This window comes from Kitasatospora sp. NPDC001540 (assembly GCF_042894345.1).
GTDB lineage: Bacteria > Actinomycetota > Actinomycetes > Streptomycetales > Streptomycetaceae > Kitasatospora > Kitasatospora phosalacinea_C.
The window spans coordinates 1-26,730 of record NZ_JBIAVO010000042.1; the positions used below are offsets into that span (position 1 = coordinate 1).

Genomic DNA, 26,730 nt, shown 5'->3' on the forward strand with positions numbered 1-26,730 from the left:
CCCGGCTGCGCCGGGTAACCACGGGCCTTCGGCCCGGGTTGCTTGCGCCTTCGGCGCTGCGCGCCGCCTCGGCGGCGGGACTGTCGGCCTTCGGCCGGGCCCCGTGCTTCGCACGGGGTGGCTCGTCGGCTTCGCCGCCGACTGCCCGGCTTCGCCGGGCTGTTCGGGCTTCGCCCGTTCGCGGGTGCCGGGTTCGGGTGGATGGTGGTGGGTCATCTCCGCTGCTTCGCGCGGAGTTTGATGGCGAATGGGGTGGGGGCCTTCGGCCCGTGCTGGGGTGGGTGGGCTGGGGGGGTTGGTGGGTGCTTCGCACCGTGGGTCCGGCGGTGTTCATGGGGTGGGGGTCGTTGCGGGGCGTGTCGGATGACGGGGTCACTCGTTGGGGTGGCGAGGGGGCGGGCTTCGCCCGTTCGCCTGCATCAAAGATGATGTGCCGCTAGACTTTGGTAATCGAGCATGGTTCTGTTGGTACGTTCCTTGAGTGCTTGGGTAGGGCTAGGGCTCCTTCGGATAGCCGGTATCGGATTCTGGTGCGGGCGGGACATTATAGGCGGTGGGAATTGGTTTCCGATTTTGGCGGGGCTGATGAGCGAGAGTCCTGGGAGTTGGTGGCGGCTGCCGGGGTGGGGCCGCTGCGCTTCGAGATGTCTCCGGCCGAGGTGGCGCAGGCGCTGGGCGTCGAGGAGCCCTTGGCGCGCGTGGGCGGCCCGTACGGGCAGGAGGACTTCGCTGACGGGGTGAAGGCGTTCTACGACCCCGAGACGGGCGGCCTTGCCTGCGTGGCGCTGGATGCGGTGTCAGGGCCTCAGGTGTTCCTTGCCGGTGTGCCGCTGGGCGGGGGTGATCCGGGGCGGGGGCAGGAGTTCTTGCTGGAGTACGCCTCGGAGAACGAGCACTGGATCCTGTTCACCCCTGACGGGTCGCTCGCCCTGACCGACCTGGGGGTGCTGCTGCGGGACCAGAAGGTGGGAGGAGTCCGGCTGACGCGTCCCGTCTTCGTCAAGGAGGAGTGGTTCGAGTCGCAGCACTACCGGGATCACCTTCCGCTGGAGCACGTCGTCGACTGAGCCGCCGCAGCGGCCGAATGCCCTCTCTCCTGGCCCCTCCAATTCCGGGAAAGGAAATTGGAATCATGATGAAAAATCTCCGTCGCCATCAGGTGGAGGCCGCTGACGCCTGTGTACGACTTCTGACGCTCCCGGCGTCGGGGGTGGTGCCGCCACAGGGGCTGCGGTGCCAGCTCCGGGCAGCGACGGGCTCGGGGAAGTCGCTGACGGCCGTTCACATCACCGAGCGGCTGCGCTCGCAGCGGACGCTGGTGCTGGTGCCCTCGCTGCCGCTGCTGGAGCAGACGGTGGCGGTGTGGCGGCGCGAGGGCCACGGCGGGCGAATGGTCGGGCTGTGCTCGCTCACCGGGTACGAGCAGCCGGTGGGGGTGCGGTGCACCACCGATCCGGCCGAGCTGGTGAAGCTGACCGCCGGGCCGGGGCGGGTCACCGTGTTCGCCACCTACGCCAGTGTGGGCCTGGGGCACCTGGAGAAGGCGCACCAGCTCGGCCTGCCGGCCTTCTCCCTCGCCGTGGTGGACGAGGCACACCGGGTGTCCGGTGAGGCCGGGCGGCCGTGGGCGGCGGTGCTGGACAATACCCGGATCGTGGCCGACCGGCGCTTGTTCATGACCGCCACCGCGCGCGTGTGGGCGCTCAAGGACGGCGACCGCGAGCGGGCCGCCGAGGCGGGGGTGGAGGCGGCCGAGCTGATCGCGAGCATGGACGACGAGGAGCTGTTCGGCCCCGTCGCGCACGACTACCCGCTCGGAAAAGGTATTTCCGACGGCGTGGTTGCCCCATACCGGATCGTGTGCGTCGACGTCGCCGACCCCGTGCTGCAGGGCATGGAGCAGCGCGGCGCGGACATCCGCTCCGTCGAGTACCGCGGGGCCCGGCTCGCGGCGCTGCAGACGGCGCTGCTGTCCGCGTGCGCGGAGTGGGACCTGAGCCGGACCCTGTCGTTCCACCACCTGGTGGCGGAGGCGCGGGCGATGAGCACCGGCCTGCCGGGCGTGGCCCGGACGCTGTGGGAGCAGGACCCGGCGCTGCACCCCAACCCCGAGCTGGTCGGCACCAGCTGGCTGGAGGCCGACCACACCCCGGCCCAGCGCCGGGCGGCGCTGGAGGAGTTCGCGGAGCTGGTGCGGCCCACGGATGGGCTGCGGCTGCTGCGGCACGTCCTGGCGTCGGTGAAGACGCTGTCGGAGGGGGTGGACACGTTCGCGTGCGACAGCGTGTTCTTCGCGGACGTGCGCGGCTCGATGGTCGACCTGGTCCAGGCCGTCGGGCGGGCGCTGCGCACCACCCCCGACTCGGGGAAGGTCGCCACCATCGTGGTGCCGGTGCTGCTGGCGGCCGGGGAGAGCGGGGAGGACCTGCTGACCTCGAAGGCGTACGACGGGCTGGCGAAGGTGCTGCTGGCCCTGCGGGCCCACGACGAGGCCGCCGTCGAACGCCTCGCCCTGCCGCAGTCCGAGACCCGTCCGGAGCGGGAGCCGCGGCACTCCGGGGAGATGGACGAGGTCCGCTCCGCCAGCGGTGAGGAGCGGCTGCTCAGCTTCTCCACCGAGCGGGACCCGGCGGTGATCGCCGCGTTCGTCCGCACCCGGGTCCTGGAGCCCGAGCGCGAGGAGTTCCGGCGCGGCCTGGAGGAGCTGGCCACATACCGCAAGGCGTTCGGCGACGCGAAGGTCCCCTACGCCTACCGGGCACCCTCCGGGCACCGCCTGGGCACGTGGGTGGCCGACCAGCGCCGCTACAAGGCCGCCGGGATCCTGGACGACAAGCGCATCGCCGAGCTCGACGCCCTCGGCATGGTGTGGTCCGCGTTCGACACCGCCTTCACCGACAACCTCACCGCGGTGGCCGGGTACGCGGCCGAGCACGGCCACGCCTGCCCGCCCAACGACGCGGTGTGGGACGGGCGGCCGGTCGGGACGATCCTGAAGAACTGGCGCACCGCCCAGCGCCGCACCGAGACCCTCCAGCGGCGCGCCGAGGCGGGCGAGAGCGGCTTGGACTGGACGGGGGCGTTCCCGGCCGACCGGAAAGCGGCGGTCGACGCGATCGACCCGGGTTGGTGCCCGGCCTGGGCGGTGGAGTGGCAGCGCTGCTTCACCCTCGCCTGGCGTTACGTCACCGACGGTGGCGAGCTGGCTGGCACGAAGCCGGGAACCGTGGTCGTCCAGGGCGAGGACCTGTCCGGGTGGGCGCGGGCGCAGCAGACTAGCTGGGGCAAGCTCGGCCCCGCCCAGCAGTGGATGTGCGAGCACGTCCTGGGCCTGGCCCCGCTGGAGCCGGAGGAACTGCCGGCGCCGAAGGTCCCGCGTGCCGCCACGGAGGAGCGCAACCTCGCCGCCGCCGCGCAGTACCGCGAGCGTGAAGGCCACCTGAACGTCCCCCGCAAGCACAAGGAAGCCCTGCAGTTGGCCGACGGCACCACCCTGGAGATCAGCCTCGGCCTGTTCATCGCCAACAGCCGCAGCCGCCGTACCAGCATCCCCCACGCCCGCGCCGAACGCCTGACCGAGCTCGGGATGCGCTGGGAGTGACCGGGCGTCGGGGCTCGGGCCGGGAGAACAGCCAGTGCCCAGGGCGCGACCGTATGCGGGATACACCCCGAAGCAGGAAACTCGATGCATGGCTACCCGAACACACGTGACGATTCATGCGGTGAGTGGTGTCTCGGAAGACACGGCCCGAGAGGCGGCCGAAGGCCTAGTCCGAGGACGGCCCGTCGGGCCTATCGAAGTATGGCGCTCGTCTGGAAAGGATGATCCAAAACCCGGCGATCCGAAGATCTTCTTCGTCTCCCTCGAAGGAAACGTCGAGAACGAGGTTCGCGCGCAACTGAGCAGCAGCATCGATCTCCCCTTCACCATCGAGGTCATGAAGAACATGTAGGAATCCGGCTCCGCACTGCGTCCTCATGTTGACGGCCAAGGCGCCCGTCACGGTACTCAACACGTCCAGCGCGGGCGCAGCAGAGCGTAGACGGCGGGCCCTGATGGGAGAGATCGCTGACGAGGAGGGCGAGCGGCAGGACGTAATGTACGTCGGCCTCTACTGGGACGAGCTCTCCGGGACCTACGAGCAGCTGCCTGCCCTGTCCGAGGACGACTACTGACCTCCCCGGCGGCCCCGCTGCCCCAGCCGTCCCCTTCCCCTCCCGGGCCGGTGGCGCCGCGCAGCGGTGCCGCCGGGCCACCGCGCAGCGGATCAACCATCACGCCGTCGGCGCGCAGCATCAGGTTGCCGGGATCTTGTCTCCGCCCCTGTTCTGCGCGCCGACTCTTCTGTTCCTCAGCTCTTGCTTGACGCCCTGGTGCCCTATGCCCGAACTTCGCCCGTCATCCAGGCCGGAGAGAAGTTGTCGGCGCCTCAGTCCCTATGGACAAATGGCCGTTGAGCTGCGGGAATGACCCTTCGGGCGAGGGTTTCTAAAGCAACCTCAGAAGCAACCTCAGAAGCAACCTCAGAGGCAACCTCAGAGGCAACCTCAGAAGCAACCTCAGAAGCAACCTCAGAAGCAACCTCTGCCAACGACCATCTTCTCATCCCGAGAGCGACGTCAGACCACGCTGTTGATGGGGGTAATCTCGCCCCCCATCAACAGGTCGACGTATCTTCGAGAGTCCTTCTTCGTGGGGGCGAGATCACCCCCCTTGGGTGCGTCGGCCCCGATGGTGGGAGCCCTTCTTCGTGGGGGCGAGATCACCCCCCCCTTCCATGCCACTGGCTAGTGACCTGTGGAAAACTTTCGGCCCTGCGGTCACACCGGCCTTCGTCTGACCATCTATGGCTGTACGTGATCGACGCCGCACGTACATCCACCCGATTCGTCCCGGCTCGTCGGGGGTCAGAGCGGGGCGCGGGCATGAACGTGCCCGCATCCCGCTCCGCGCCTTCGCGCGCCCTGGGGCGGACCGGACTCGTTGTTCTTCCTGGTGGTCTCCCTCAGGGACACGTCTCGGCCGACCCCCTGCAGCTGGGCCGCACGATGCGCCGTCGGCTGTCGGCAGCCGTGCGCGCCCTGGTCGAAGTGGGCGCCGGGCTCTCGGATGCGGCGCAGTTGCTGCGGGTCGTCGTGGCGGCCAAGGCCCGCCACGACGCTGGCTGCGTCGCGCGCCTTCGCGTGCCCGAGTTGGCGCGGTGGATGGGGGTGGGCAACTCCACCGTGGACAAGGCGCTGGCCGAGCTGCGTCGCGCGGGTGCGCTGTACACCGTGGAGCGGCGGGCGGCCTCCGGCGCGGTGACCGGGCTGGACTGCAGGGTGCCGGGGCTGCGCGCGGCCGCCGCCGCAGGGACGGATCCCCTGGCCCTGACCCGGGCAGAGCTGGCCACGCTGCTGCGCCTGGTGGAGAGGCTGTTCGGCCCGGGCTGGGAGCACCAGGACGGTACGCGGACCCTGCCGGGGCTGCTCGCCTCGCGGGTGGGCCGCGGCGCGGCGACCGACCGGCTGGCGCTGGTGCTGCTGGTGCTGGAGGCGCGCGCCGATGGTCGGGTCCGGCTGTGCGGCGGGGCGGTGAACACGCGGGTGGGCCGTCCCGCAGTGACGGTCGCGCGCTTGGTCGGCAGCGGCATCCATGCGGGCGCGCGGGTCCTAGCGCGCCTTCAGCGCGCGGGTGTGCTGGAGCTGGTCCGCAAGGCCACCGCGTCCGGGCTGGCCGCGCGCGGGGAGATCCGGATCCCGGCGGTGGCTTCGGCGCACCGCGCGGTAAGCGGCACGGGAGCGTGCCGTCGCGCGATTTCAGACCCTGCGCTTGCGGCAGTCAGGGGCCAGTGCCCCGCCGCTGCGGACAAGTCCCAGGTGGCGGCGGGCCCCGAGGCGCACGCCCTGGAAGCAGCAGAGCCGGACGGTACGGCAGACCTGCACACCACTCACACCCCGGTGGTTGCTGCAGGAGTAGAGGGTGGGGGTACAGGGGTGGTCTCCGGCGAAGCCGCGTTGGGGTCGGCCGCCGTTGCCGGTGGTGCGCGCGGGCGCGCGAGGACCGGGGCCGGGCCCGTGCGGCTGGCCTCTGGGAACCCGGCTGGGGCGGGCGCGCTGCGCGCGGAGGGACAAACCCCTACCAGCTCACCCGATGCCGGGCAGGAGCAGCGGGCGGGTGGCGCGCGGCCGGGTGGCTGGCGGCAGGAGTCCGCGCGTAGCCGGGTGCGGACGGCGCTGGCGCCGGTGGCGTTCGTCCTGGACGCGATGACGCCGGGCCAGCGCGCGGTCGCGGTGCGGGCCGCCGAGGTCGTGCTGTGCACCGTGGCGCCGGAGTCCTTGGCGGCGCAGCTCGCTGCGCGGGTTGGCCCGATGAGCATGAGCGGGCCGTTGGAGGACCGCGGTGTGATCCGCAGCCCTCTGGCATGGCTGTTGTCGCAGCTTCCGTCGGTGACGCTGTGTGGTCGCTGCGGGATCCGCGGAACCGCGGGGGCGCCGTCGGCACGCAGCGCGGTGTGCGACCAGTGCGTGGCGCACGTGGCGTCCGTCCGGGAGGACGGGGCGCGGATCTGCCCGGTCTGCGGGCACCTGGGGGAGCGGCTCGGTGAAGGCGGGCAGTGCGGCCGGTGCGAGCACCGGCAGGTGCTGGAGCGGGCGGGTGACTGGGCGGCCGAGGCTGCGGAGGCCGCCCAGGTGCACCGGCCGGGCGCTCGCGCTGATGCTGGCGCGGTGGCCCGCCGAGCCGTCCTGGATGCTGCCCGGGAGGCGGCTGCCGAGGCTGAGCGGCAGGGGGCCGATCAGTTGCTGCAGGAGTTCGCTGCGCGTCTGGCCGCGCAGAACACTGCCGCGGAGTGGGCCTCCGGCTGCGGGAGTGGGGGCCGCGCGGGCCGGGCCGCGCCGCGCGCGGAGGAGCCGGAGGGCTGGCGGTGTGCCGACGCGCGGTGCGCGCGCCGCAGTACCGCGCGCCGTCCGGACTCGGGGCTGTGTTCTTCCTGCGACCGCGCGCGCGAGCACCGTGAGGCCCGCGCCGCGCGCGTCGCCCGCATGGCCGCAGCCGTCGCCAGCGCGCCGTCGGGCTGGGAGGACCGCGCCGCGCGGGAGGGGCTGGTGGGCCCCGCGGCCGCGTGCAGCGACCGGTAAGGGCGGCGCGCCGGACCGGGCGCGAGGTCTTCGCTCTGGGTCCGGCCGCAGGGCGGGCGTGGGCCGAGCGGGTTGGCCGCTGCCGGGTATGGACATGCCCGGCGGCCGGTGCCGGGCCTATGGACAACCCCTGCTGACGGCCGTGTTTCCCCTGGACAAACGCGATTGTCCAGGGGAAATACCGGTGGACATGCCGAGCGGCGGGCCCGCCCGAGGGCGGGATGGCCGCCGCGTTGCCTCGTCTGCGGCGGCCACCTGGTGGCCGGTTGGGCCCCAGGGTCCGCCGCCCTGCTTCTGTGGTCCGCCTCCGTCCCCGGGACCGGCATCGGAAGCTCCTGCTGGGCTCCGGGAGCTGTTCGGCCGGTGCCCGCGCTCTGCTCGGCGCGGTTCCGCAGAGGGGTTCGCGCGCGGCGCCCGCGCGAGCGCAGCGTCCCTTTTCGAGCCGGGCGGGGCGCGCGCTGCTGCGGGTGTCCATCGCCGCGCGGCGCGCGCTGTCGGCACCCAGGCGCGGCGCGCGGCGATGGACAAGAGCGTGAGCGCGCGGCGCGCGGGTGCGGCCGCGCGGGTGGATCGCGCGCGCGAATCCCCTGGACGAGGTCCCGGCGGCGCGGCTGTCTAGACGGCTGGCAAGGGGGGCCTCGGCACCTTGGCGTCATCACCCCGATCGACGCGAAGGGACGGACCCGGACATGGCACACCGCCCGACCTCCGCCGGCACTGAGTCCGGCCCCCACGACTCCACCGACATGCGGATGCACCGCGCCTGGCTGCAGATGTGCCAGGACCCCCGGGCCGAGGCGGTCGTCGGCGGCTGGGCGGCCGAGAGCGAGTTCTTCACCGACTGCACCGGCACCGGCGAGGTACTGACACTGCTGAACGAGCTCTACCGGGCGGGCGACTGGCCGGGCCACGACGCACTTCTCAGCGCGCTCCTCGACCGCGTGCCGCGTGGCGGCTACGAGGGCGAGGTCGCCTGGCTCGTCACTGTCCGTGCTCTGCTGCCGAAGGCGGCCCGGATGGCCCGCAGCCAGCTGCGTCCGGGCATCGACTTCGAAGAGGCGTTCTCCGTCGTCGTCGGCGCCCTGTTCGAGGTCGTGCGGACCTACCCGCTGGGGCGGTGCCCGCGCAACATCTACACCGGCCTCGCCCTGCGCACCCTCACCCTGGCCCGCCAGACCCTCGGTCGCCTCCTCGACGATGCTCCCCTGCCCCCTGACGAGGTCGCCGAGATCGCCGACCGGCGACCGGGCGACCAGGGGCTGGAGCCCGAGGAGCGCTTCGAGCGCCTGAGCCTGCTCATGGACGCCACCGAGCTGCAGCTGCTCGGCAAGGACGACTACGAGCACGTCCACAGCGGCACCGCGCGGGCCGAGTTGCTGCGCCTGATCGTCTGGGCTGTGCGCACCGGCGTCCTGCGGTCCGAGGAGGCGCAGCTGCTCGCCGACTACTACGTCGACGCCGACAGCCGCGACGGCCGGACCCCGCGCTCCATGGGCTCCGACGGCGATCGCGTCCGTAAGGCCCGCTCGCGCGCCGTCAGCCGGCTGCGCGCCGCGGACCACAACGCCTACTGGCTGGCCGCATGACGCCCCGCCAGTCCCGTTGCCTTTCCTCTGCCCTGTACCGCTCCGCGACCCCGTCCACCGAGAGGCAGCACGTGATCCCTCACCAGATCGAGCAGACACCGTCCACGGCCGTCGATGCCGATGCCCGTACCGTCGTCGAGGCCAAGCGCCTGCTTCGCCGACTCGCCACCGTGCTGGTCACCAGTCCCTTCGACGAGCACGCGCACGCCGAGCTCCTGGCCTTCCTGACCACCGGGGCCGCCGAGGCCCGTGCCGCGTGGGGGCGCCTGAACGCGCTGTCCGACCAGGAGCTCACCGCCAAGGCCCGCGGCGCGGTCCTCGGCGCGGCCGCCCGGGGCCGGAAGTGAAGCGCAGCTGCGGCCGCGCGCGCCGCAAGGACAGCAAGCGCGCCGCCGCCGTGCAGGACCTCGCCCTCCTCGACCAGGTCGACGAGGGCGGAGAGGCGGAGCTGCAGGACGAGCCGAGCGGGTGGCAGATCAGCACGGCGACGATGGCCGGTGCGGCCCGCCTGGCCCGGATCGGCGTGTGGGCGGCGCTGCTCGCCGGGCCGGTGCTCGGCGCGGCCGCGCTGCTCGGCGGGCCGAGCAGCGCCAGCACTGCACGGCCCAGTCCCAGCACTTCGGCCACCTCGGCATCGGGGACCGGTCCGGCCGGTTTCGCGCAGCTGTACGTCCAGGCCTACCTCGCCGCGGGCACCGGCACCGAGAACAGCGTGGCGCCCTACTACTCGGGCACCCTCGCGCTGAACAACCCGCCCGGGGCCCGCACCGCCGCCACCACGGTGGTCATGGCCAGCACCCAGGTCTCGCCCGGCTACTGGTCGGTGACGGTCGCGGCCGACGTCGTCGCCCACCCGCAGGGAAAGCCCGCGGTCGACACCGGGCTGCACTACTTCCAGGTCGGCATCGCGGCGACCGGCCCGGCAGCGGCCGGTGGTGCGCAGCAGGGCGCGGGCCCCGTCGGCTACACCGCGACCTCGCTGCCCGCGGAGGTCTCCGCACCCGGCGCTCTGCGGCCCGGCGCCCTGGTCTACGGGGCGTCCGCGCTCAGCAGCAGCGACCCGGCGCAGGCCACCGTGAGCGGCTTCCTGGCGGCCTACCTGACCGGCACGGGCCAGCTCGGCCCGTACACCGCGCCGGGCGTGGTCATGAATCCGGTCAGCCCGGCGCCGTACTCCACCCTCGCCATCACCGGGATCAGCGACGACAGCCCGGGCGGCTCCAGCGGCGGTTCCGCGGTGCCCGCGGACGGCGCGCTGCGCCGCGTCCTGGCGCGGGTCAACGCCACGTCCAACGCCGGGACCTTCGCGCTGAACTACGCGCTCACCCTGCGCGCCCGCGCTGGCCGCTGGGAGGTCTACGGCCTCGATCCGGCGCCGCGCCTGGCGCCGGGCAGCGCCGCCTCGATGCCGAGCCCGGCCCCCGCTGTCTCCCAGTCCCCCGCCGCCGCGCCCGCGGCGACGGCCTCCACCACCCCGTAGAAGGAGTCCCGCTCATGCCCGCACCCACGCACCCGGTGACCGGCCAGGTACACCTCGCCGGAGACATCATCACCTGGGGCAACACCAAGATCGCCGAGCTGAACACGCTCGCGCTGGCCGCCGCCGTGCTGATGGGGATCATCGCTGTGCTGATGGCCTGGTGGAAGTCCCGTTCCTTCGTCGCCACCCTGGTCGCCCTCGTGCTGGCCGGACTGGTCATCTGGGCCATCAACAACATGACCACCGTCCAGAACAAGGTCGGCACCGAGGTCAGCGCCTCCCGCGCCCCTGCAGCCGTAGCGCCAGCGGCGCCCGCGCCTGAGCAGCACGGGCAGGCCGCGGCGTGAGCAGCACCGGCGAGGACGTCCTGGTCGGGCGTTCCTACACCCGGGCGCGGCGCAGCCCGCTCGTGATCGGGAAGTTGCCCGGTGCGGGACGGCTGCCGGGTGGGCCGTACACGATCACCCAGGTTGTGACGATGGTCCTGGTTTTCGTCGTGCTGATCACCACCAAGGCCCTGTGGGCGCACTTCGGGCCCGGCAACGTGCTGGTCATGGTCGCCGTTCCGTGGGGGCTGGCGTTCGCGCTGCGGTACGCGCGGATGGACGGCCGGGATCCGGCCCGGGCGCTGCTGGGGGTCTTCACCTACGCGTCGACCCCGCGGGCCGGGCGGCTGGCCGGGCGCCCGGTGCGGCTTCGGCGCCCGGCTCTGCTCGATACCCGGATCACGCTCACCCCGCAGGCTCCGGCGGCGGCCCTCCAGCCGTCGCCGGCCCGGCCGGTCCAAGCCCCCGCGGCACGGCCCGCGGCCGCACCGCGTGCCCCTGAGGGTCTGCGGCCGCGGCGGGCCGCGGCGGCCGGGGCCCGACCCGGCGCCGTCGCAGTCCGCGGGCCGGTGGCCGCCCCCCGTCCGGGCGCCACCGGCCCCCGGGCGGGGGCCCGAACCCCGGCTGCGCGGACCGCGCTGCAGGCCCTCCTCGCCGAGCTCGGCGAGGACTGACCCCTCCCCTTCCCTCTCCTTCACTCGCTTCCCGGAGAACGCCATGCGTCTGCCTGTCCGCCATATCAGCGGCAACCTCATCTGGACCACGAGCGCGTCGGTGTGGGGCGTGTGGCGCGTGGAGTCCGACAACTACGCCCACGCCTCCCGCCAGACCAAGCGTGAGCGCCTCGACCAGCTCGAGGCGCTGTTCAAGGCGCTGCGCGGTGAAGTGATGCTGCTGAGCCTATGCCCGCAGGTTGACGCCGCGTCCGTGGTGGAGCGGATGACTTCCGGTGTGGACCTGGACCAGTCCCCCGAGCTGGTCGAGCTGTCCTGGAAGGTGCTGCGCCAGCTGGAGGAGCTCAAGCTGACCAGCCGTGTCGACTTCCTCGCCGTGCCGCTGTCGCACGCGGACTTCAGGGAGAGCCTGCGCGCGGTCACCGCCTCGGCGGCGGCGGAGGTGATGGGATCGCTCGGTCTGCTGCCTGCGGCCGTCCCCGCGGACGAGGTCGCCCGCCGTCTGACCCAGGCGCGGCGCCTGGCGGCGACCTGGCCCTCCGGCGTGCGGCTGCGCCCGGCCAGCGAGGCCGAGATCCTGTGGATCTACGCCCACAGCGCGCGGCGCGGGCTGGAGGAGCCGCTGCTGCCGGAGGACGGCGCACCGCGCGGCGTCCGCGGCCGCGGGCGCACGGTGGCCGCACACACGCAGGTCCTCCTGGACGAGGGCAGCCGCGGACAGCTGGCCTCGAAGGCGCCCACGAACCCGCTGCGGCACAAGTACCTGCGGGCCGAGACCGAGTACGGCAGCAGCTACCAGGCGTTCTGCGTCATGTCGGAGATGCCGGACTCCTTCGTCTTCCCCGGCAGCGAATACCTCTCGGCGCTGGACGAGTTCTCCTTCCCCATCGACTGGACCGTGAGATTGCACATCGAGTCCGGCGCCAAGGCCGAGCCGAAGTCGAGGCGGCGCGCCAACGAGCTGGCCCACCAGTACACCGAGTACGACGGCGACGTCGCGGGCGTGCCCGCGCACCTGGACAAGGACACCGCCTCCCTGGACGAGTACCGCTCGCGCCTGACCTCCTCCTCCACCGAGGTCGAGATCCGGGCGTCGGTGGCCATGTGCGTGTGGGGCGACTCCCCGGCGGACCTGGACGAGCAGATGGCCGCCCTGCGCAACCACTTCGGCGGCTCCGACTACACCCTGGAGCGCCCGGCCGGGGACCAGGTCAACCTCTTCCACGCGATGCTGCCCGGGGCCCGCAGCCCCCGGGTGATGAACGACTACGCGCAGATCCTGCTGGCCAGGGACTTCGCGATGGGCATGCCGTTCTCCGGGCAGGGCCTGGGCGACGACGCCGGCTCGCTGTTCGGCCTGCAGCTGTCCGGCGGCGGCGTGCGGCCCGTCCTGGTCGACTTCTCCCACGGGCCCAGGGTCAACGTCGCCGCGAACGCCGCGTTCATCGGCGAGCTCGGCTCGGGCAAGTCGGTGGCCCTGAAGGCGGCGCTGTACTCGATCCTGTCCACCGGCCACCGCCTCGCCCGCGCCGCCAGCCGCGGCCGAGGCCTGGTCATCGACCGCACCCCGCAGCGCGAATGGGTCCGGTTCGTCGAGGCGTGCCCCGGCACCACCCAGGTCATCGACGTCGACGAGAACGCCGGCCTGAGCCTTGACCCCCTGCGCGTGTTCACCGGGCCGCGCGCCGCCCGCTACGCCGAGAGCTTCCTGACGCCGCTGCTGGACATCGCCTCCATGTCGGTCGAGGGCGTCACCCTCGCCGACGCCATCGAGGCGACCAACACCGGCGCCAACCGCAGCATGTCCGGCCTCATCGACACCCTCGTCGAGCGCGCCCGCACCTCCGACCCCGAAGAGCCCAACGACGACGCCGTGCGCGCCGCCGCCAGCGAACTGGTCCGCAAGCTCCGGTCCCTCGCCAAGAAGGACCTCGGCCGAGTCATCTTCGACCCCAACCTGCCGGTGGTGCGGGTTTCCGACGCCGACTCGATCGTCTTCGCCGTCTCCAGCCTCAAGCTGCCCACCAAGGAGGAGCTCGACGAGCACCGCCTGAGCCGGCTGGAGGTGGAGAAGAAGTTCGGCTGGCGGCTGATGTACCTGGTAGCCGCGCTGTGCAGGGAGATCGCCTTCATGTCGGAGGACGAGTTCACCGGTGTCTTCTTCGACGAGTGCTGGTGGCTCTCCTCCAGCCCCGAGGGCCTGGATTTGATGCTCGAGATCGTCCGCGACGGCCGCAAGCACAACGCGGGTCTGTTCGCCGCCTCGCACGACCCCTACGACATCGGCCCCGACAACGAGCAGGGCGAGAAGATCCGCGGCCTGATCACCCACGTCCTCGTCTTTCGCCAGCGCTCCCGTCAGCTCGCCGCCCGGGCCCTGGAGTTCCTCGGCCTGGACGGCACCGACTCCACCATGCTGAAGATCATCACCGAGAGCCTCTCCCCGGTGAACGTCTCCGACCACGAACGCGCGATCCGCGCTGGCGAATGCCTCTACCGCGACCTCAAGCGCCGCATCGGCGGCATGAAGGTCCTGATCCCGGCCGACGAGCAGGCCGCCGACGCGATCCACACCACCCCCGGCGAGCTCTCCCTGGCCAAGGGCCGCTCATGAGCCGCCGCACCGCCGCCCGCGCCATAGCGCCGCGCGCCGCACGCCGCGGCAGCCGCAGGCGGCGCCTGGTGGTGACCTCGGTCCTGATCGGCCTGCTGGTCGCACTGTTCACCACGATCGCCTGGGCCGACACCCCCGTGCCCTCGCCGCAGCCCGGGCCGAAGCCCTCGGCGCCCGGCTCCACCCCCACCGACAAGCCGACCCCGACCCCGACCCCGGCGCCGACCCCGGCCGCCACCGACCCGGCCTCGGTCCCCTCCATCAACCCCACCCCGTCGCCCGGCGCCACCGGCGTGGCCAACGGCTCCGGCCCCGAGAAGAACCTCGCCCTCCCGCTGCAGGACGGCAGCGGCATCCTCGCTCCCTTCAACGGCCACGACGAGTACGGCGCACCGCTGCAGGTCTACAACGTCAACGTCGACACCGGCGACTGGGACGACTTCGACCTGAAGATCTGGGGCTTTTTGACCAGCCTGTTCTTCACGATCGCGAAGTGGCTGGTCGGGTTCGTGTGCTGGCTGGTGGACTGGGCGCTGAGCTTCGGACTCGCGAAGATCATGGTGACGCCGGTCGCCGACATCTCCCAGACGATCCGCGACCAGGTCGTCAACCGGCTCGGGCTCGTCGGACTGTTCCTCACCTTCGCCGCGCTGTACGGCGGCTGGCACATCCTCTTTCGGCAGCGGGCCCGCGGCTTCGCGGAGGCGGGCATCTCGCTGGTCGTCGCCGCGGCCGCCGCGACCGTGCTGCTCTCCCCGGCCCAGATCCTGCTCGGCACCGACGGCGCACCGGCGGCGCAGGGCTCGGACATGCTGCTGAGCAACGACGGCGTCGTCGGCAAGTCCAAGGACTTGGCGCTGCAGGTCTCGAACCTGGTCCTCTCCAAGGATCCGGGCTCGTCGTCCAGCAGCCCGGAGTCGGTGGCGACGCCGATCACCAGCGGGCTGATCAACGCGTTCGTCGTCGCGCCGACCGAGTTGATGACCTACGGGCGGATCTTCACCGGCGACTGCGCCAAGGCGTACGCGGTCTACAGCATCGTCCAGTACAACGCCTGGAACCTTCCCTCCGGCGAGGTGCTGGAGACCCGCTACCAGAACCAGCTCCACGAAGCCGGGAACCGGTTCAAGGACACCTGCCAGACCAAGGACTTCGACCCCAGCGCCCAGAAGGCCTCGGCCGACACCGCCTTCAGCGCGCTGTTCGTGGCGGTCGCCGCGCTCATCTGCGTCATCCTCATCACCCTGGTCAGCGGCGGCTTCCTGGTCGCGCAGGGCTGGGTGGCGTTCGAGGCCATTCGGGCGCCCTGGGCGCTGACTGTCGGCATCCTGCCTGGCGGCGGGCGCGCCGCCCTGTGGCGCTGGGTGAGCGCCATCATCAAGGCCGTCCTCGCGGTGGTCCTGAGCGTTCTCTTCCTGGCGATCTTCATTCTGATGATTCTCGCCCTGCTGAAGTCGGACACCGGCACCGTCCTGGCCGTGAAGTTCGCGGCGATCGACCTCGTCGCGGTGGCCGGATTGGCCGGGCACAAGAAGATCAAGGAAACGGCGCGGCAGGTCGCCGTCGGCATCAACCGCAAGCTCGCCAACGCGCGTGTCGGCGGCTCCGGCCGTAGCGCCTTCGCGGCCCCTGGCCGCTACGCCGAGACCGCGCCGTCCCTCAAGCAGATCTGGGGCGAGGGAAGAGCGGAGGCCCGAAAGGTCACGCAGCCGCTGGCGAAGGCCGGCCGCTCCGCCAAGGACCTGTGGGTCGGCCCGCAGCCCGGCCGCGGGGGCGCAGCAAGGGGCGGGCGGCTGGGCAAGGTGGTGCGTGCCGCCACCAACGTGGCCGCTGCGGTCGGCACCGGGGGCACTGCCACCGCGGCCAAGGTCGCCGCCCAGCAGGCGACGAAGCAGGCCTTGGCCCGGCGTCTGGCCGCGCGGATGTCGAACACCCGCGGCGGCCGGGCGACGCTGGCCGCAGGGAAGGCTGCGGTCGGCACCACCAAGTTCGCCGCCAAGTACGGCTTCCTGGCCAGCCCCGTTGGCTGGCCGGTCGGTATCCCCCGCAGCGCGGCCGCAACCAAGCGCGGCGCGAGCACGGCCGCCCGTAAGACCAGCGCGGCCATGGTCCGTGTGGAGGAGCGGCTCGGAGGCGCGATCAAGAAGCAGTGGAACGAGGCCAAGCCCTTCCTCCATGAGTACGCGGACAACAGCCGGGCCGCCGGACGGGCCGTGCGCCGCGGCGCCAAGTTCGTCGCGGACTCGGTCTGGGACACCTCCTCGAACACCTCCGGTCCCAGTGCGCCGCTCGCCTCCCCCCGGCGGCCGAACCCCGGCGCGGCCCGGCCCCCGGCTGCGGCCCCGGCGGACAGCGGTACGACGGCGGCTGCCGCCACCGGTTCCCCGACCACGCCAAGCTCCGCTCCGGCCCCGGCTGCGTCGCCCGCGCGGCCGCGGGGCCGGGCCGCCCGCCCCTCAGAGCCGCCGAGCGGGGGCAGGCCGTGACGGGCCAGCAGAAAGCCCTGCTCGTCGGCGTCCTGCTCCTGCCCTTCACGGGTTTCATCCTGCTGCTGGTCCTGGTCGCGGCGGTCCTGGGCGCCACCATGTCCGCCCAGGCCGGTCAGGCCGCGCAGCCCGGAGCCGTCTCCAGCGTGGCCGGGATCCCGCCGGTGCTGCTGAGCGCCTACAACAACGCGGTCGCCCACCTGCCGAAGCTGCGGCCGAACTGCTCCGGGATGACGTGGTCGCTGCTCGCGGCGATCGGCGAAGTGGAGTCCAACCAGGCCGCGGGCAGCTCAATCGCGGCGAACGGGGACATCAGTCCTGCGATCTACGGCCCGGCCCTCGACGGGTCCGGCACCGGTGGGAACACCACGGCCATGTACAACGCGAGTGACGCGGAGAAGCAGCTCGCCGGCGGCAGCGCCTACGCCCGCGCCGCGGGCCCGATGCAGTTCATGCCCGCCACCTGGATCAGCGAGGGGCAGGACGGCAACGGCGACGGGGTCCGCAGCCCGCAGAACGTCTTCGACGCCACGCTGACCACCGCGACGTACCTGTGCGGGCCCGGCACCGCGGACCTGGGCAAGCCCGAGCAGCTCCGGAGCGCGATCCTGCGCTACAACCACAGCCAGGTCTACGTCGACCAGGTGCTGGGCTGGAAGGCGACCTACGACCAGATGGGGCAGAACGTCGGCAACGGCTCCCCCATCCCCGCCGACAGCGCCCGCGGACAGGCCGTGGTCGCCGCCGCGCAGCGGGAGATGGCGCAGAACATCCCCTACTCCTGGGGCGGCGGCGGAACGGCGGGCCCGAGCCTCGGCTTCTGCGACGGGAGCAACGGCTACCTCAACGGCACCTGCTCCGCCTCGCACACCGTCGGGTTCGACTGCTCCGGCCTGTCCCAGTACGCGTACGGCCAAGCGGGCGTCAGCATCGCCCGCACCGCCCAGGCCCAGTACGACGGCGCGCCCACCAAGATCCCGATGTCGGCAGGTCTGGCGGCCCTGCAGCCCGGCGACCTCGTCTTCTTCAGCCTCAACCCGGGTAGCGGCCAGGGCATCTACCACGTCGGCATCTACGTCGGCGGCGGCCAGATGATCAACGCGCCGCACACCGGAGCGAACGTGCGCTCCGAGCCGGTGTGGATGGGGTCGTACACCGGTGGCGGCCGGTACTGACAGCCAACCGCTCCCCCAGCTCGCCGACCGAGGAGAGAGTCCTGTGTCCGACCGACCGGCGCCGCGCAGCGCGCGCCTTCCCTTCATCGCCGCCGCCGCGCTGCTCGCCCTTGCGGGCAGCCTGCTGCTCATCCCCCGGGAACACCCCCAGGCCCGGCATCCGGGCGCAGGGGCAGCACCGGCCCAGCCGGTCCAGCCCGCGGCCCCGGCCCGCAGCATCACTGCCTCTGCTTCGGCCCCGGCAGCGCCGACCGCGAGCGCGTCCTTGCCCTCACCGGCCTCCCCCGCCTCGCCGTCGGCCGCGGCGCCGAGCACTGCCCAGAGCGCGCCCGCGGACCTGCTCGCCGGAGACATGCCCGACAGCTACCTGCAGCAGGTCCTCGAGCAGACCCAGCCGGCCGACCTTCCCCCCGCCCAGGAGCAGCAGCTCGTCGCCCTGGCCAGCCAGGTCCTCCTGGCCGACCTCACCGGCCAGGGCCGCTCCGCGTTCGCCTCCTACTTCGGCGGCCAAGCCGCCACCGCCCCGTGGAGCGACGTCCGCGTCCAGGCCGCAATCGCCCGCCGCCACCAGGGCGGCGGTGACGTCGACGCGCACCTGGTGTACGCGGGCACCGACCCGCACGGCCAGGCGCAGGAGCGCCAGACCATCACCATCATGCTCACCCAGAGCGCAGGCGGCGCCGACTGGCTGCCGGTCGCCGCGCCGTAGCCGCGGCGGGGCCGGCTTCCCGGAAACTTCTCGCCTTCACGGTCACACCAACTGTCCTGCCGCCATCTATGGAGAGGTGACAGGGCATCACCGCCCCGCGCACCCGCGCCCGGGCCTTCGGAAGAGGGACTTCTGCATGACCGTCGTCGACGTGATCGACTCCGTACTCGGTAGCGTCTCGCACACCCCCCAGCTCGCGCAGTCCGCTGGCGCGGCGGTGGCGGGCAACCTTCCCGGCATCGTCCTGGTCACCGCGCCGCTGCTTCTCCTGCTGGCCGCCGGGCAGTCGCTGCTGGCCCGCCGCGCGCTCGCCGACCGGGCCAGCGTGGAGTTCCTTCCCCGGCCCGGCTTCAGCCCCGACGACGAGGAGATCCTGCGCTTCGTCCACCAGCTCGCCCGGGCCCAGGCGAGCGCCTCCCGCTGGCACCTGACTCCCCGCAGGGCCACCGCGGTACGAATCCGCCTGACCTCGAACGGCGGCCCGGCCTCCTACCGGGTGGAGGCCCGCAGCCGCACCCTGGCCCTGATCAGCCGTCACGCCTACGTCGGCTGCGAGCTGCGCGACCCTGAGCAGGAGCTGACCGCCGCCTCGGGCGTCACCATCACCTTCGAAGGCCCGGCCAGCCTGGAGTCCACCGGGGCGGCCGCCTGATGAGCAGCAGCCTGTCCAACGTCATCTCCCTGGCCAAGCAGCGCAGCGCCGAGGACGAACCTCCTGCCGGGCTCGACGCGATCCTCTCCGACGGTCCGGATCAGGGTGCAGAGGATCCGCGCCCGGAGTTCGTCGCCCGGGCCGAGCTCACCTTGGCCATGCCCGACCACCTCGCGCTGCGACGCGTTCCCTTGCGCCCCGACCCCCTGCAGGGCATCACCGCGGCGCTGAGCTCGGTGAACCAGGAGGACGGCGAGCAGGCGGACGTGGTGCTCGACCTGGTCCCCGTCACCGCGCAGCAGCTCAACCGCCGCCGCAAGCAGCTGCTGCGCTCCGGGCGCCGGGGCCGCGGCTCCGAGCCGGTCCTGCCCGGCATGCCGCACGGCGGCGGCACGTCCCTCGACCTCGGCGGCCTGGTGGCGCAGGTGGCGCGCGAGGTGAAGCAGTCCGGCTCCTCCGCCGGCGGGCGCGGTGGCCCCGGCTTCTACAACGAGGGCCTGTCGGTGCGCGCCGACATGACCGCTGTGCTGGGCAAGTTCCTGCCGCACGAACCGAAGGAGCCGGTCTTCGCGTTCCAGCTGCTGGTGCGGGCCACGTCCCGGGTCGAGGGCCGGGAGCTGATGCTGCTGGACGAGATCATCACGGCGCTGGAGATCTGGAGCGGCGACAACCAGTGGAAGGAAGCGGGCCTCAACCTGCTCGTGCGCCGGGTGGGGGCCGACTCGGTGCTGTACCGGCGCCAGTTTGACCGGCGGTTCGCCACCGGGGAGTTCTCCCCGCGCGGCCGTCGGCGCTGGGTCAACGGCTCGGAGATCGCTGGGCTCCTCAAGCCGCCCACTGCCCACAACGCGCACACCAAGCTGCCGGACGCGAGCGTGCCGCTGCCGCCGCTGGACCTGGTGGAGTACACCGGCCAGCGGGACCTGCTGCCGCTGGGCTTCGTCACCGGCGCCGACGGCCGGGAGTTCCTGGTCGGCGTGCCGCTGCGGTGGGTGCTGTTCGGCCTGTTCCTGGGGAAGTCCGGCTACGGCAAGACCGAGATGTCCTTGATCCAGGCGATCTCGCTCGCGCACAGCGGCCACGGGGTGATGTTCCTGGACCCGCACGGTGACGGCTGGGGCAAGGCGAAGCGGTTCCTGTCCCACGAAAGCCTGTACGACCGGCTGTGGGAGATCGACCTGTCGATCACCGACCCGGACGCCATGGTCGCCTCGTGGAACCCGCTGTCGATGCAGGGCCGGCAGCCGAAGGACATCCCGAAGGTCGTCAGCGCGATCGTCGACTCCTTCGCCTCCGCGCTGAACTGGGGCGACACGAGCGGCCGCGCGAAGACGATCCTGACCAGGTCGGTGCAGACCCTAACCTACCTGTCCTACAAGTTCGCCGAGGCCGGGCACCCCGAGCTCGCGCCGACCGTGTTCCAGCTCCAGGCCCTGCTCATGGACGAGGACTGGCGCAAGCTCGTCACCTCCTACCTGCCGCCCCGCCTGCAGAGCTTCTGGCGCAACAGCTTCCCCCGGTACCCGGCGGAGGCCGCGCCGGTCGTCACCAACCTGGTTGAGCGCCTCGACAGTTCGGATGCGCTGAAGGCGTTCCTGGGCAGCCCGGAGTCGACGTACGACATCCGGCGGGCGATGGACGAGGGCAAGGTCGTCTTCGTCTGCCCGGAGGGCTCCGGCGACACCGACCGGATCATCTCCTGCCTGCTGATCTACGACCTGTTCCGCGCAGGCCTGTCGCGCCGCAACATCCACCCCTCGCAGCGGCGGCCTTTCTGGACGTTCATCGACGAGCTCACCGCGGTGGACGGGGCCAGCAAGGGCCACCTGGCGGCGATCACCGAGCAGCTGAGGAAGTACCAGGTCAAGTTGTTGGCGATGACGCAGATGATGCAGCGTCTGAGCGCACCGACTCGGGCCGGGCTGCTGCAGAACCTGTCGATCCTCTCCTCCACAGCCGCGGACGTGGAGGAGGCCGCGCTGGTCACCAAGCGGTGGGGCGGCGCGGTCGACCCGAACACCGTGGTCAAGCTGCAGCCCTACCACTACGTGATGTCCGTCAACCAGGGCAGCGGCATGTCCGCGCCGTTCCGGGTGCGGGGCGCCAGCGTCGAAGAGGCCTACACCCTCTACGACAACCCCGGCGGCGCGGACCACCTGCAGCAGGCCCTGAACCGCAACCTGCGCCGGCGGCCCGTCGGACAGATCCTCTCCGAGCTGGAGACGCTCGACGACAGGATCTACGAGGGCGCGATCTCCTACCTCGTGCCCGAGAGGGGCTCCTCCCGGACGACCGCCGACGGCGACAGCGGCGACTCGCCAGTGCAGCAACCGGCACCGGCCCGGCACCGCGCTCGCGGCAACCCCGGCACCGCGCTCGCGGACTCCGTGGTCGACCCCGAGCAGGAGCAGTACAGCCGACCCGACGACGCCGACCAGGCGTGGAACACGGAGATCGAGTGAGCACCACGTCCCTCAAGCGCCCGGCCACCATGCCCGCGCTGTCCCAGATGGTCATGCAGGTGCTCTACCAGCACCGGCTGATGACCACCGAGCAGCTTCACCGGCTGTTGCTGCCGGAGGCGCGGCGGCCGGTCTACCTCCTGCGCGAGCTCAAGCGCTTGGCAGAGGGCGGTCTCGTCGAGCGAGTCCGCTCCCTGCGGCGCAACACCCGGCACGCGCAGCTCCTGTGGTTCCTCTCCGAGGAGGGCTACGCCTGCATGGACGACGCCGAGGAGAGCGTCACCCGCCAGCACCGCACGACGGCCGCGAGCGCGGTCGGGCCGAGGCAGGCCCACACCATCGCGGTCAACGAGATCGGCATTGCGATGTTCCAGCACGCCCGGCACCTGGGCCACGAGTTCGGGCCGCTGGACTGGATCCCGGAGGTCGCGCACCGGCTGCGCGACGGCCAGCGCCGGTTCGAGGACGACCATGTCATCAGCGACGCCGTCCTGGACTACACCCACGTCGGCACCAACGGCAGGCGCAGGCTGATCAGGGCCTTCGTCGAGCTGGACCGGTGCACGATGACCGTCTCCCGCCTGGCGGACAAGGTCGCGGCCTACGGCCGGTACTTCGACTACATCCCGCAGGAGCACGAGCGCTCCCGGCGCCCGAGCAGCAACCGGCCCGCCTGGCAGCAGACCTACAGCCGCTTCCCGAGGCTGCTGATCGTCCTCGACCACCCCAGCCAGCGCGTCCTGAGTGCACGCACCAACGACCTCGGGGCCATGACCAGCGCGAACCCGCGCCTGTCGTCCCTCGCGGGAGAGCTGTCCATCGGCGTGACGACGCTGGACAGGCTCCGCGAACACGGGCCGTTCGCGCCGATCTTCAAGCCGCTGCTGCGCCACCAGCAGCCCACCGACATGTTCCTGCGCCCGCCGGCCAGCAGCTGAGGAAGGCCCCACCGTGACCACTGCCGCCATCGCCACCACGACCGTCGCGCCGCACGCCGAGCGCTTCGCCGCGCTGGCCGACACCCTCCAGCGCTCCGAGCGGCTGCGCCGGCGCCGCTTCGAGATGCTGCCCCTGCGCGGGGCCGTCGCCACTGACGTCCAAGGCCGCGGCCCCGGGCCCAGCGTGAGTCCGGAAGGACTCGCCGACCTGATCTCCTCCATCTCCTCCGTCGGAGTCCTCCACCCCGTCCTGGTCGAGGAACTGGAGGCGACCGGCGAAGGCGGCGGCACCCAGCTGCGCCTGGTCCTCGGCGAGCGCCGCTACCGCGCCTGCCGGTGGGGCGCGGTGAACGAGCCCGACAATCCCTACTTCGAGGCCCTTCCGGCGGTGATCTGCCCCGGCCCGCTCTCAGTCGAGGAGCGCCGGACCTGGCAGCTGGTGGAGAACCTGGCCCGCGAGGACCTCCAGCCGGGCGAGCTCGCCGCCGCCCTGCTGCTGGAGCGCTGCGCGATCCTGCAGAACAACCTCGACCAGGCCGGGATCAGCGTCCACGAGGGCATCCCGCTGCTGGACGACCCGGCGGCCCGGTTCGAGGCGCTGGACAAGCTGCGCGGCACCGACGTCGGCCTGGCCGCCCCGTGGTCGCTCGTGCTACGCCGACTGGGACTGCAGATCAGCCCGCGGCGGGCCCGGGAGCTCGTCGCAGCCTTCCGGACGCTGCCGCGCGAGCTGTCCTCGGAAATGGACGAGCGTGAAGTCGCCCTTGCCGCGCGCACCAACCTGGCCCGGCTGACCCGCGGCCGCCGAGAGGTCGCCAACGAGCTGTGGCAGGCCGTGAAGCGGCTGGGGCGCACCGACCTGCTGACTGCTGCCGCGCGGGCCCAGGCGGGCGATCCCGCCATGTCGCCGCAGGCCGCTGCCGAAGCAGCCAGCGCGGCCCAGCACAGCGCCAACGCGCTGCGGGCCGCCAAGCTCACCCGCCCGGTCGCGCTCGACGCACCAGCCGGCGCGGAGGCAGCGGCGGACAGCGACGACGCGGCGAAAGAGCGCTTCCCCGAGCCGTCCGGCGGTCCCGGTGTGGGTCCTGCTCCTGTCGTCCGGGCCGCCGACGGTGCTGCTGGGGCGGCCACCGAGGCGGAGGACGCGGAGGAGGGCGCAGCGGAAGCTGTGCCTGTCGACGCCGAGATCGTCAAGGGCGCCCTGGACGCCATGCGCGAGCTGAACCGCCAGCTCACCGCGGGCCGCGTCCTGCACCGCTTCGACGCTGGCTCCCTGCGCCTGCTGATCACCGACATCTTCGACCAGGTCCAGCACCGGACCATCTGAGAAAGGGCCGAGCGTTGACTATCTCCCTTCCCATGCCGCGGCTCGGCAGGCCGGTGCCCGTGCCGGCGGCCGGGTGCAACTGCGCGGTGTGCCCGTTCTTCATCGACAACCCCGACGCGGTCGAGCCGGTGTGCTCCGGCAGCTCCTCCAGCTGCGAGTACTGCGGCTGCAGCCGCGCCGAGGACCTGCGCCCGGCGCTGGCGGACCCCGTGGCCTCGAGTGCGTGCAGCCGTTGCCCGATCCGCTGCGGCTCCCGCTCCGACATCGCCGCGTGGATGGAGGACATCGGCGGCACCATGCACTTCACCGGGCTGAGGATCCCCGGGACCCTGCCCGAGCTGCCGCCGTTCATCCCCCAGGTCGACGGCCACGACATCGCTGCCTTGGACGCCCAGCTGCAGTGGCCGGCCTACGCCGTCGGCCTGCGCCGCGTGATCAGTCCCGCGACGCACAAGGTGTACCCGCGGTTCCAGGGGACCACCGCCCGGCAGGCGCTGGGCCTGCGCAGCGAGCAGCGGGCCATCTTGGTCGGCTACGCCGAGGATCCGTTGGTCGAGGCGTACTGGACCCGCAGGGTGGAGGACCGTCTGGCCGAGCAGCTGGCCGAGCAGGAGTGGGACCTGGTGCTGACGCCGAACGCGTCGATGTACTTCAACCAGCCCCGCGCCGAGAACCTGATCAACATGCGGCGCAACCTCATGATGGCCTCCGAACTCGCCGCAGCCGGGGTAGCGGCCGTCCCGAACTGCTACTGGCTGCGCCTGGAGGACCTGGACCGGTACCTTGACTGGCTGGACGAGACCCGCCCGCCGGCCCTGGCCGTCAACCTGCAGACCTTCCGCACCCAGGTCGACTGGGAAGAGATGGCGTTGCCCGGGTTGACCTACCTCGCGGCCACGCTGCCGGAGGATCTGCCGATCGTGCTCACCGGCGCCAGCCGCGCCGACCGGATCGCCTCCTTGCAGGCGCTGTTCCCGGGCGGCCGACTGCGTCTGATCAGCCAGAACCCCTTGCAGTACGCGCGCCACGGCGCGGTGATGACTGCGGGCGGGCGGGTCGACACGCAGGCCCGCACCGAGGATCTCTTCACTGCCAACGTCCGCTTCTACGCCGGCCTTGCCGCGGGCGGTCAGCAGCAGGGCATCGGAGGCGGCCATGGGCTCCGGTAGCCGGATCAACCACCAGCACCACCTGGTCGCCCCCACCGTGGGGCGCACCCTGACTGTCCCCGACGGCCTGGAGGGCCTCACCGCGGATGATGCGCACCAGGACCTGATCAACCGTATGCTCCGGCTGGCTGAAGCCGTGCATAGCGGTCAGGCCACGCCCGAGGAAGAGCAGCAGTTCACCCAGGTCTCCGAGGAGTTGCGAAGCAGCTACGCCACGGCGCGGTCCGAGGACGGGGGCTCGGGGGCGGGCGCGGGCGGTTCGGAACTGTCGGTCTCCGGGCTACCTCAGGAGTGGGGCGCGCCGGAGGACCGGGCGGTTCAGCGCGCGGCCGCGCAGCAGGTCTTGGACGAGACCCTGGCGGAGCACCAGGCAGCCGCGGTGCTGCAGATGCAGGCGCGCGACCGGTGGCCGGCCGACCATGACGTCTCCTACGAGGAGGACTTCGACGCCTTCCGGCAGGCCTACCAGGCTGCACGCGAGCGGGCGGGGCGCGGCGAGGAGGTCGTGCCGTTCCTGGTCGAGAACGCCACCGGCGGTCTGGCTTCCCGGGAGGGCGGGCGCGGCTTCGGCTTGGAGATCGAGTTCGACCTGCCCGGTACCAGCTACCTCGACCAGCAACAGGCTCTCGGGCGAATCGCCCGTGATCTGTACGCCGCCGGCTTGTCGCGGGACGCGTACCAGCACGAGTACCACGCCCAGGCCAGTGAGGGCTACACCGATGCGGCCAACGCCTGGCGCCTGGAGGAGGACTGCACCGTCGCCGGGGAGCTGGTCTCCCCGATCCTGTTCGACGAACCGGACAGCTGGCGCAACCTGGCCACCGCCTGCCAAATCATCCAGGAGCACGGCGGCTGCGCCACCCCCCGCACCGGCGGGCACGTCCACGTCGGCATGCACGATTTCGACCACGAGATCGACAACCACCACCGTCTCCTGGAGAGCTACCGGACCTACGAGGACGTCCTGTTCCGACTCGCGCAGAACCCGGGTGCGCCGAACAACCGCCACCGCGGCACGAACTGGTGCCGCCCCAACCGCGATCCCACCCGGGGCTACAGGGAGGTCGACGATGTTGCGTATGCCAACTGGCACGGGATGGCCGTCAACTTGAGTGCGGCCTGCGGGGAACGGAGCGACCACGGCGAGTTCCGGCTGTGGGACGGCTCGCTCAACCCTGGCGTCATCCAGACGCAGGCGAAACTGTCCCTCGGGCTGGTCGCGGCGGCCGTGCGCCAAGATCCCCCAGGCCCTGCGTACGGATCGCCGATGGAGCTCGGCAGCCACCGCGCGCAGCTGAGGCAAGCGGGGCTGATCGGGCGACGTCTGAGCGGCGACGCCTGGCGGAGCAGCACCTTGAACTTCCGACGTCTGGTGGACGAGGTCTTCCACCGGGCCCAGGACAAAGAGCAGGCGACCGCCCTGTTCTCCACGACGCGCTGGCAGAACCTGTAGGAGACCGACAATGACCGTCATCCGTATCCGCAACGCCTCCTCCGCCGTCGAACCGCCGGCCCCGCCGCTGAAGGACGACCAGAGCTTCTACCTGTTCGAGATGATCTACGACGGCGGTAGCTGGCGTGCCTACGCTGACACTCCGGACGAGCTCCTCGATGCGCTCATCCCCGGGTACACGACGCAGGCCAGCCCGCGCGAGCGCGCCGCAGACCGCATCCGCCTGGCCTTGCGCCTGCAGGTGCAGCTGCAGGCGCTGCTGGACACCGCTTCCGAGCTGGCGCAGTGCACCGATGAGCAGCGGGCGGTGCTGCTCTCCAGCCGCGAGACTCCGCCGACCGTCCGGGTGTGGGATGCGCCGGTGCCGCTGGTGCTGGTGTCGACCTTCTACCGGCCCGAGGGCCGGCTGCCGCGGCCGACGGGTCCGGCCGGAGCGCTGGTCTGGATCGACCCCGGGGACGCCTGGAGCCTGCTGCGGTCCCTGCACGGGGCCGGCGTCATCGTGCTGAACGCGCGCGAGGGCATGCTGCCCGCGGCGGGCCGGAAGGAGGGGAACTGAC

General features: G+C 72.2%; 20 protein-coding genes. All 20 read left to right on the forward strand.

Annotated elements, in window-relative coordinates:
• The first annotated feature begins 560 nt into the window (after positions 1–560).
• The 20 genes from ACFY00_RS32915 (at position 561) to ACFY00_RS33010 (ending at position 26,729) form a co-directional block, all read left to right on the forward strand.
• Positions 561–1,067, forward strand: coding sequence for a hypothetical protein (locus ACFY00_RS32915; RefSeq protein WP_388036486.1), 507 nt, complete (start codon positions 561–563; stop codon positions 1,065–1,067).
• Positions 1,068–1,135: 68 nt separating this feature from the next.
• Positions 1,136–3,601 (forward strand): Helicase associated domain protein, encoded by a 2,466-nt coding sequence (locus ACFY00_RS32920; protein ID WP_388036641.1) that lies wholly within the window; start codon positions 1,136–1,138, stop codon positions 3,599–3,601.
• Between the two features lie 88 nt (positions 3,602–3,689).
• Positions 3,690–3,953 carry a hypothetical protein gene (locus ACFY00_RS32925; protein ID WP_388036489.1) on the forward strand — a complete coding sequence of 88 codons (264 nt, stop codon included), beginning with the start codon at positions 3,690–3,692 and terminating at the stop codon, positions 3,951–3,953.
• Between the two features lie 1,120 nt (positions 3,954–5,073).
• Positions 5,074–7,119: a hypothetical protein gene (locus ACFY00_RS32930; protein WP_388036491.1), complete on the forward strand. Its 2,046-nt coding sequence runs from the start codon at positions 5,074–5,076 to the stop codon at positions 7,117–7,119.
• Positions 7,120–7,808: 689 nt separating this feature from the next.
• Positions 7,809–8,705 (forward strand): hypothetical protein, encoded by an 897-nt coding sequence (locus ACFY00_RS32935; RefSeq protein WP_388036493.1) that lies wholly within the window; start codon positions 7,809–7,811, stop codon positions 8,703–8,705.
• A gap of 71 nt (positions 8,706–8,776) precedes the next feature.
• The gene (locus ACFY00_RS32940) at positions 8,777–9,052 is read left to right on the forward strand and encodes a hypothetical protein (RefSeq protein WP_388036496.1); all 276 of its coding nucleotides are present in this window, start codon (positions 8,777–8,779) and stop codon (positions 9,050–9,052) included.
• Complete coding sequence (locus ACFY00_RS32945; RefSeq protein ID WP_388036499.1) at positions 9,049–10,185, forward strand: hypothetical protein; 1,137 nt, start codon at positions 9,049–9,051, stop codon at positions 10,183–10,185. Before ACFY00_RS32940 ends, ACFY00_RS32945 begins: the two co-directional genes overlap by 4 nt.
• Positions 10,186–10,199: 14 nt before the next feature.
• Positions 10,200–10,532, forward strand: coding sequence for a hypothetical protein (locus tag ACFY00_RS32950; RefSeq protein WP_388036502.1), 333 nt, complete (start codon positions 10,200–10,202; stop codon positions 10,530–10,532).
• Positions 10,529–11,185, forward strand: coding sequence for a hypothetical protein (locus ACFY00_RS32955; RefSeq protein ID WP_388036504.1), 657 nt, complete (start codon positions 10,529–10,531; stop codon positions 11,183–11,185). The genes ACFY00_RS32950 and ACFY00_RS32955 overlap by 4 nt, the downstream gene beginning before the upstream one ends.
• A 43-nt stretch (positions 11,186–11,228) precedes the next feature.
• Complete coding sequence (locus ACFY00_RS32960) at positions 11,229–13,799, forward strand: ATP-binding protein (protein WP_388036507.1); 2,571 nt, start codon at positions 11,229–11,231, stop codon at positions 13,797–13,799.
• Positions 13,796–16,285 (forward strand): hypothetical protein, encoded by a 2,490-nt coding sequence (locus ACFY00_RS32965; protein ID WP_388036510.1) that lies wholly within the window; start codon positions 13,796–13,798, stop codon positions 16,283–16,285. The genes ACFY00_RS32960 and ACFY00_RS32965 overlap by 4 nt, the downstream gene beginning before the upstream one ends.
• On the forward strand, positions 16,282–17,460 hold the full coding sequence (locus ACFY00_RS32970) for a C40 family peptidase (RefSeq protein ID WP_388036513.1): 1,179 nt from the start codon (positions 16,282–16,284) through the stop codon (positions 17,458–17,460). Before ACFY00_RS32965 ends, ACFY00_RS32970 begins: the two co-directional genes overlap by 4 nt.
• 352 nt (positions 17,461–17,812) lie before the next feature.
• The gene (locus ACFY00_RS32975; protein WP_388036516.1) at positions 17,813–18,169 is read left to right on the forward strand and encodes a hypothetical protein; all 357 of its coding nucleotides are present in this window, start codon (positions 17,813–17,815) and stop codon (positions 18,167–18,169) included.
• 136 nt (positions 18,170–18,305) lie between these two features.
• A complete protein-coding gene (locus tag ACFY00_RS32980) occupies positions 18,306–18,821 on the forward strand; it encodes a hypothetical protein (protein ID WP_388036518.1) in 516 nt (171 codons plus the stop codon).
• Complete coding sequence (locus tag ACFY00_RS32985; protein WP_388036521.1) at positions 18,821–21,283, forward strand: ATP/GTP-binding protein; 2,463 nt, start codon at positions 18,821–18,823, stop codon at positions 21,281–21,283. The genes ACFY00_RS32980 and ACFY00_RS32985 overlap by 1 nt, the downstream gene beginning before the upstream one ends.
• Positions 21,280–22,221: a replication-relaxation family protein gene (locus ACFY00_RS32990; RefSeq protein ID WP_388036524.1), complete on the forward strand. Its 942-nt coding sequence runs from the start codon at positions 21,280–21,282 to the stop codon at positions 22,219–22,221. Before ACFY00_RS32985 ends, ACFY00_RS32990 begins: the two co-directional genes overlap by 4 nt.
• Positions 22,222–22,234: 13 nt before the next feature.
• On the forward strand, positions 22,235–23,548 hold the full coding sequence (locus ACFY00_RS32995) for a ParB/RepB/Spo0J family partition protein (protein WP_388036526.1): 1,314 nt from the start codon (positions 22,235–22,237) through the stop codon (positions 23,546–23,548).
• Between the two features lie 32 nt (positions 23,549–23,580).
• Positions 23,581–24,717 carry a hypothetical protein gene (locus ACFY00_RS33000; RefSeq protein ID WP_388036529.1) on the forward strand — a complete coding sequence of 379 codons (1,137 nt, stop codon included), beginning with the start codon at positions 23,581–23,583 and terminating at the stop codon, positions 24,715–24,717.
• Entirely contained in the window at positions 24,704–26,170 is a 1,467-nt protein-coding gene (locus ACFY00_RS33005) for an amidoligase family protein (protein ID WP_388036531.1), read from the forward strand. The genes ACFY00_RS33000 and ACFY00_RS33005 overlap by 14 nt, the downstream gene beginning before the upstream one ends.
• 10 nt (positions 26,171–26,180) lie before the next feature.
• Positions 26,181–26,729: a hypothetical protein gene (locus ACFY00_RS33010; protein WP_388036533.1), complete on the forward strand. Its 549-nt coding sequence runs from the start codon at positions 26,181–26,183 to the stop codon at positions 26,727–26,729.
• The last annotated feature ends 1 nt before the right edge of the window (position 26,730 follow it).

What these genes read in the sequence shown, in the direction of transcription:
- ACFY00_RS32965 (WP_388036510.1), top strand. Translation starts at nt 13,796, where the DNA reads ATGAGCCGCCGCACCGCCGCCCGCGCCATAGCGCCGCGCGCCGCACGC.
- ACFY00_RS32920 (WP_388036641.1), top strand. Translation starts at nt 1,136, where the DNA reads ATGAAAAATCTCCGTCGCCATCAGGTGGAGGCCGCTGACGCCTGTGTA.
- ACFY00_RS32950 (WP_388036502.1), top strand. Translation starts at nt 10,200, where the DNA reads ATGCCCGCACCCACGCACCCGGTGACCGGCCAGGTACACCTCGCCGGA.
- ACFY00_RS33005 (WP_388036531.1), top strand. Translation starts at nt 24,704, where the DNA reads ATGGGCTCCGGTAGCCGGATCAACCACCAGCACCACCTGGTCGCCCCC.
- ACFY00_RS32960 (WP_388036507.1), top strand. Translation starts at nt 11,229, where the DNA reads ATGCGTCTGCCTGTCCGCCATATCAGCGGCAACCTCATCTGGACCACG.
- ACFY00_RS32985 (WP_388036521.1), top strand. Translation starts at nt 18,821, where the DNA reads ATGAGCAGCAGCCTGTCCAACGTCATCTCCCTGGCCAAGCAGCGCAGC.
- ACFY00_RS32975 (WP_388036516.1), top strand. Translation starts at nt 17,813, where the DNA reads ATGCCCGACAGCTACCTGCAGCAGGTCCTCGAGCAGACCCAGCCGGCC.
- ACFY00_RS33000 (WP_388036529.1), top strand. Translation starts at nt 23,581, where the DNA reads ATGCCGCGGCTCGGCAGGCCGGTGCCCGTGCCGGCGGCCGGGTGCAAC.
- ACFY00_RS32980 (WP_388036518.1), top strand. Translation starts at nt 18,306, where the DNA reads ATGACCGTCGTCGACGTGATCGACTCCGTACTCGGTAGCGTCTCGCAC.
- ACFY00_RS32925 (WP_388036489.1), top strand. Translation starts at nt 3,690, where the DNA reads ATGGCTACCCGAACACACGTGACGATTCATGCGGTGAGTGGTGTCTCG.
- ACFY00_RS33010 (WP_388036533.1), top strand. Translation starts at nt 26,181, where the DNA reads ATGACCGTCATCCGTATCCGCAACGCCTCCTCCGCCGTCGAACCGCCG.
- ACFY00_RS32935 (WP_388036493.1), top strand. Translation starts at nt 7,809, where the DNA reads ATGGCACACCGCCCGACCTCCGCCGGCACTGAGTCCGGCCCCCACGAC.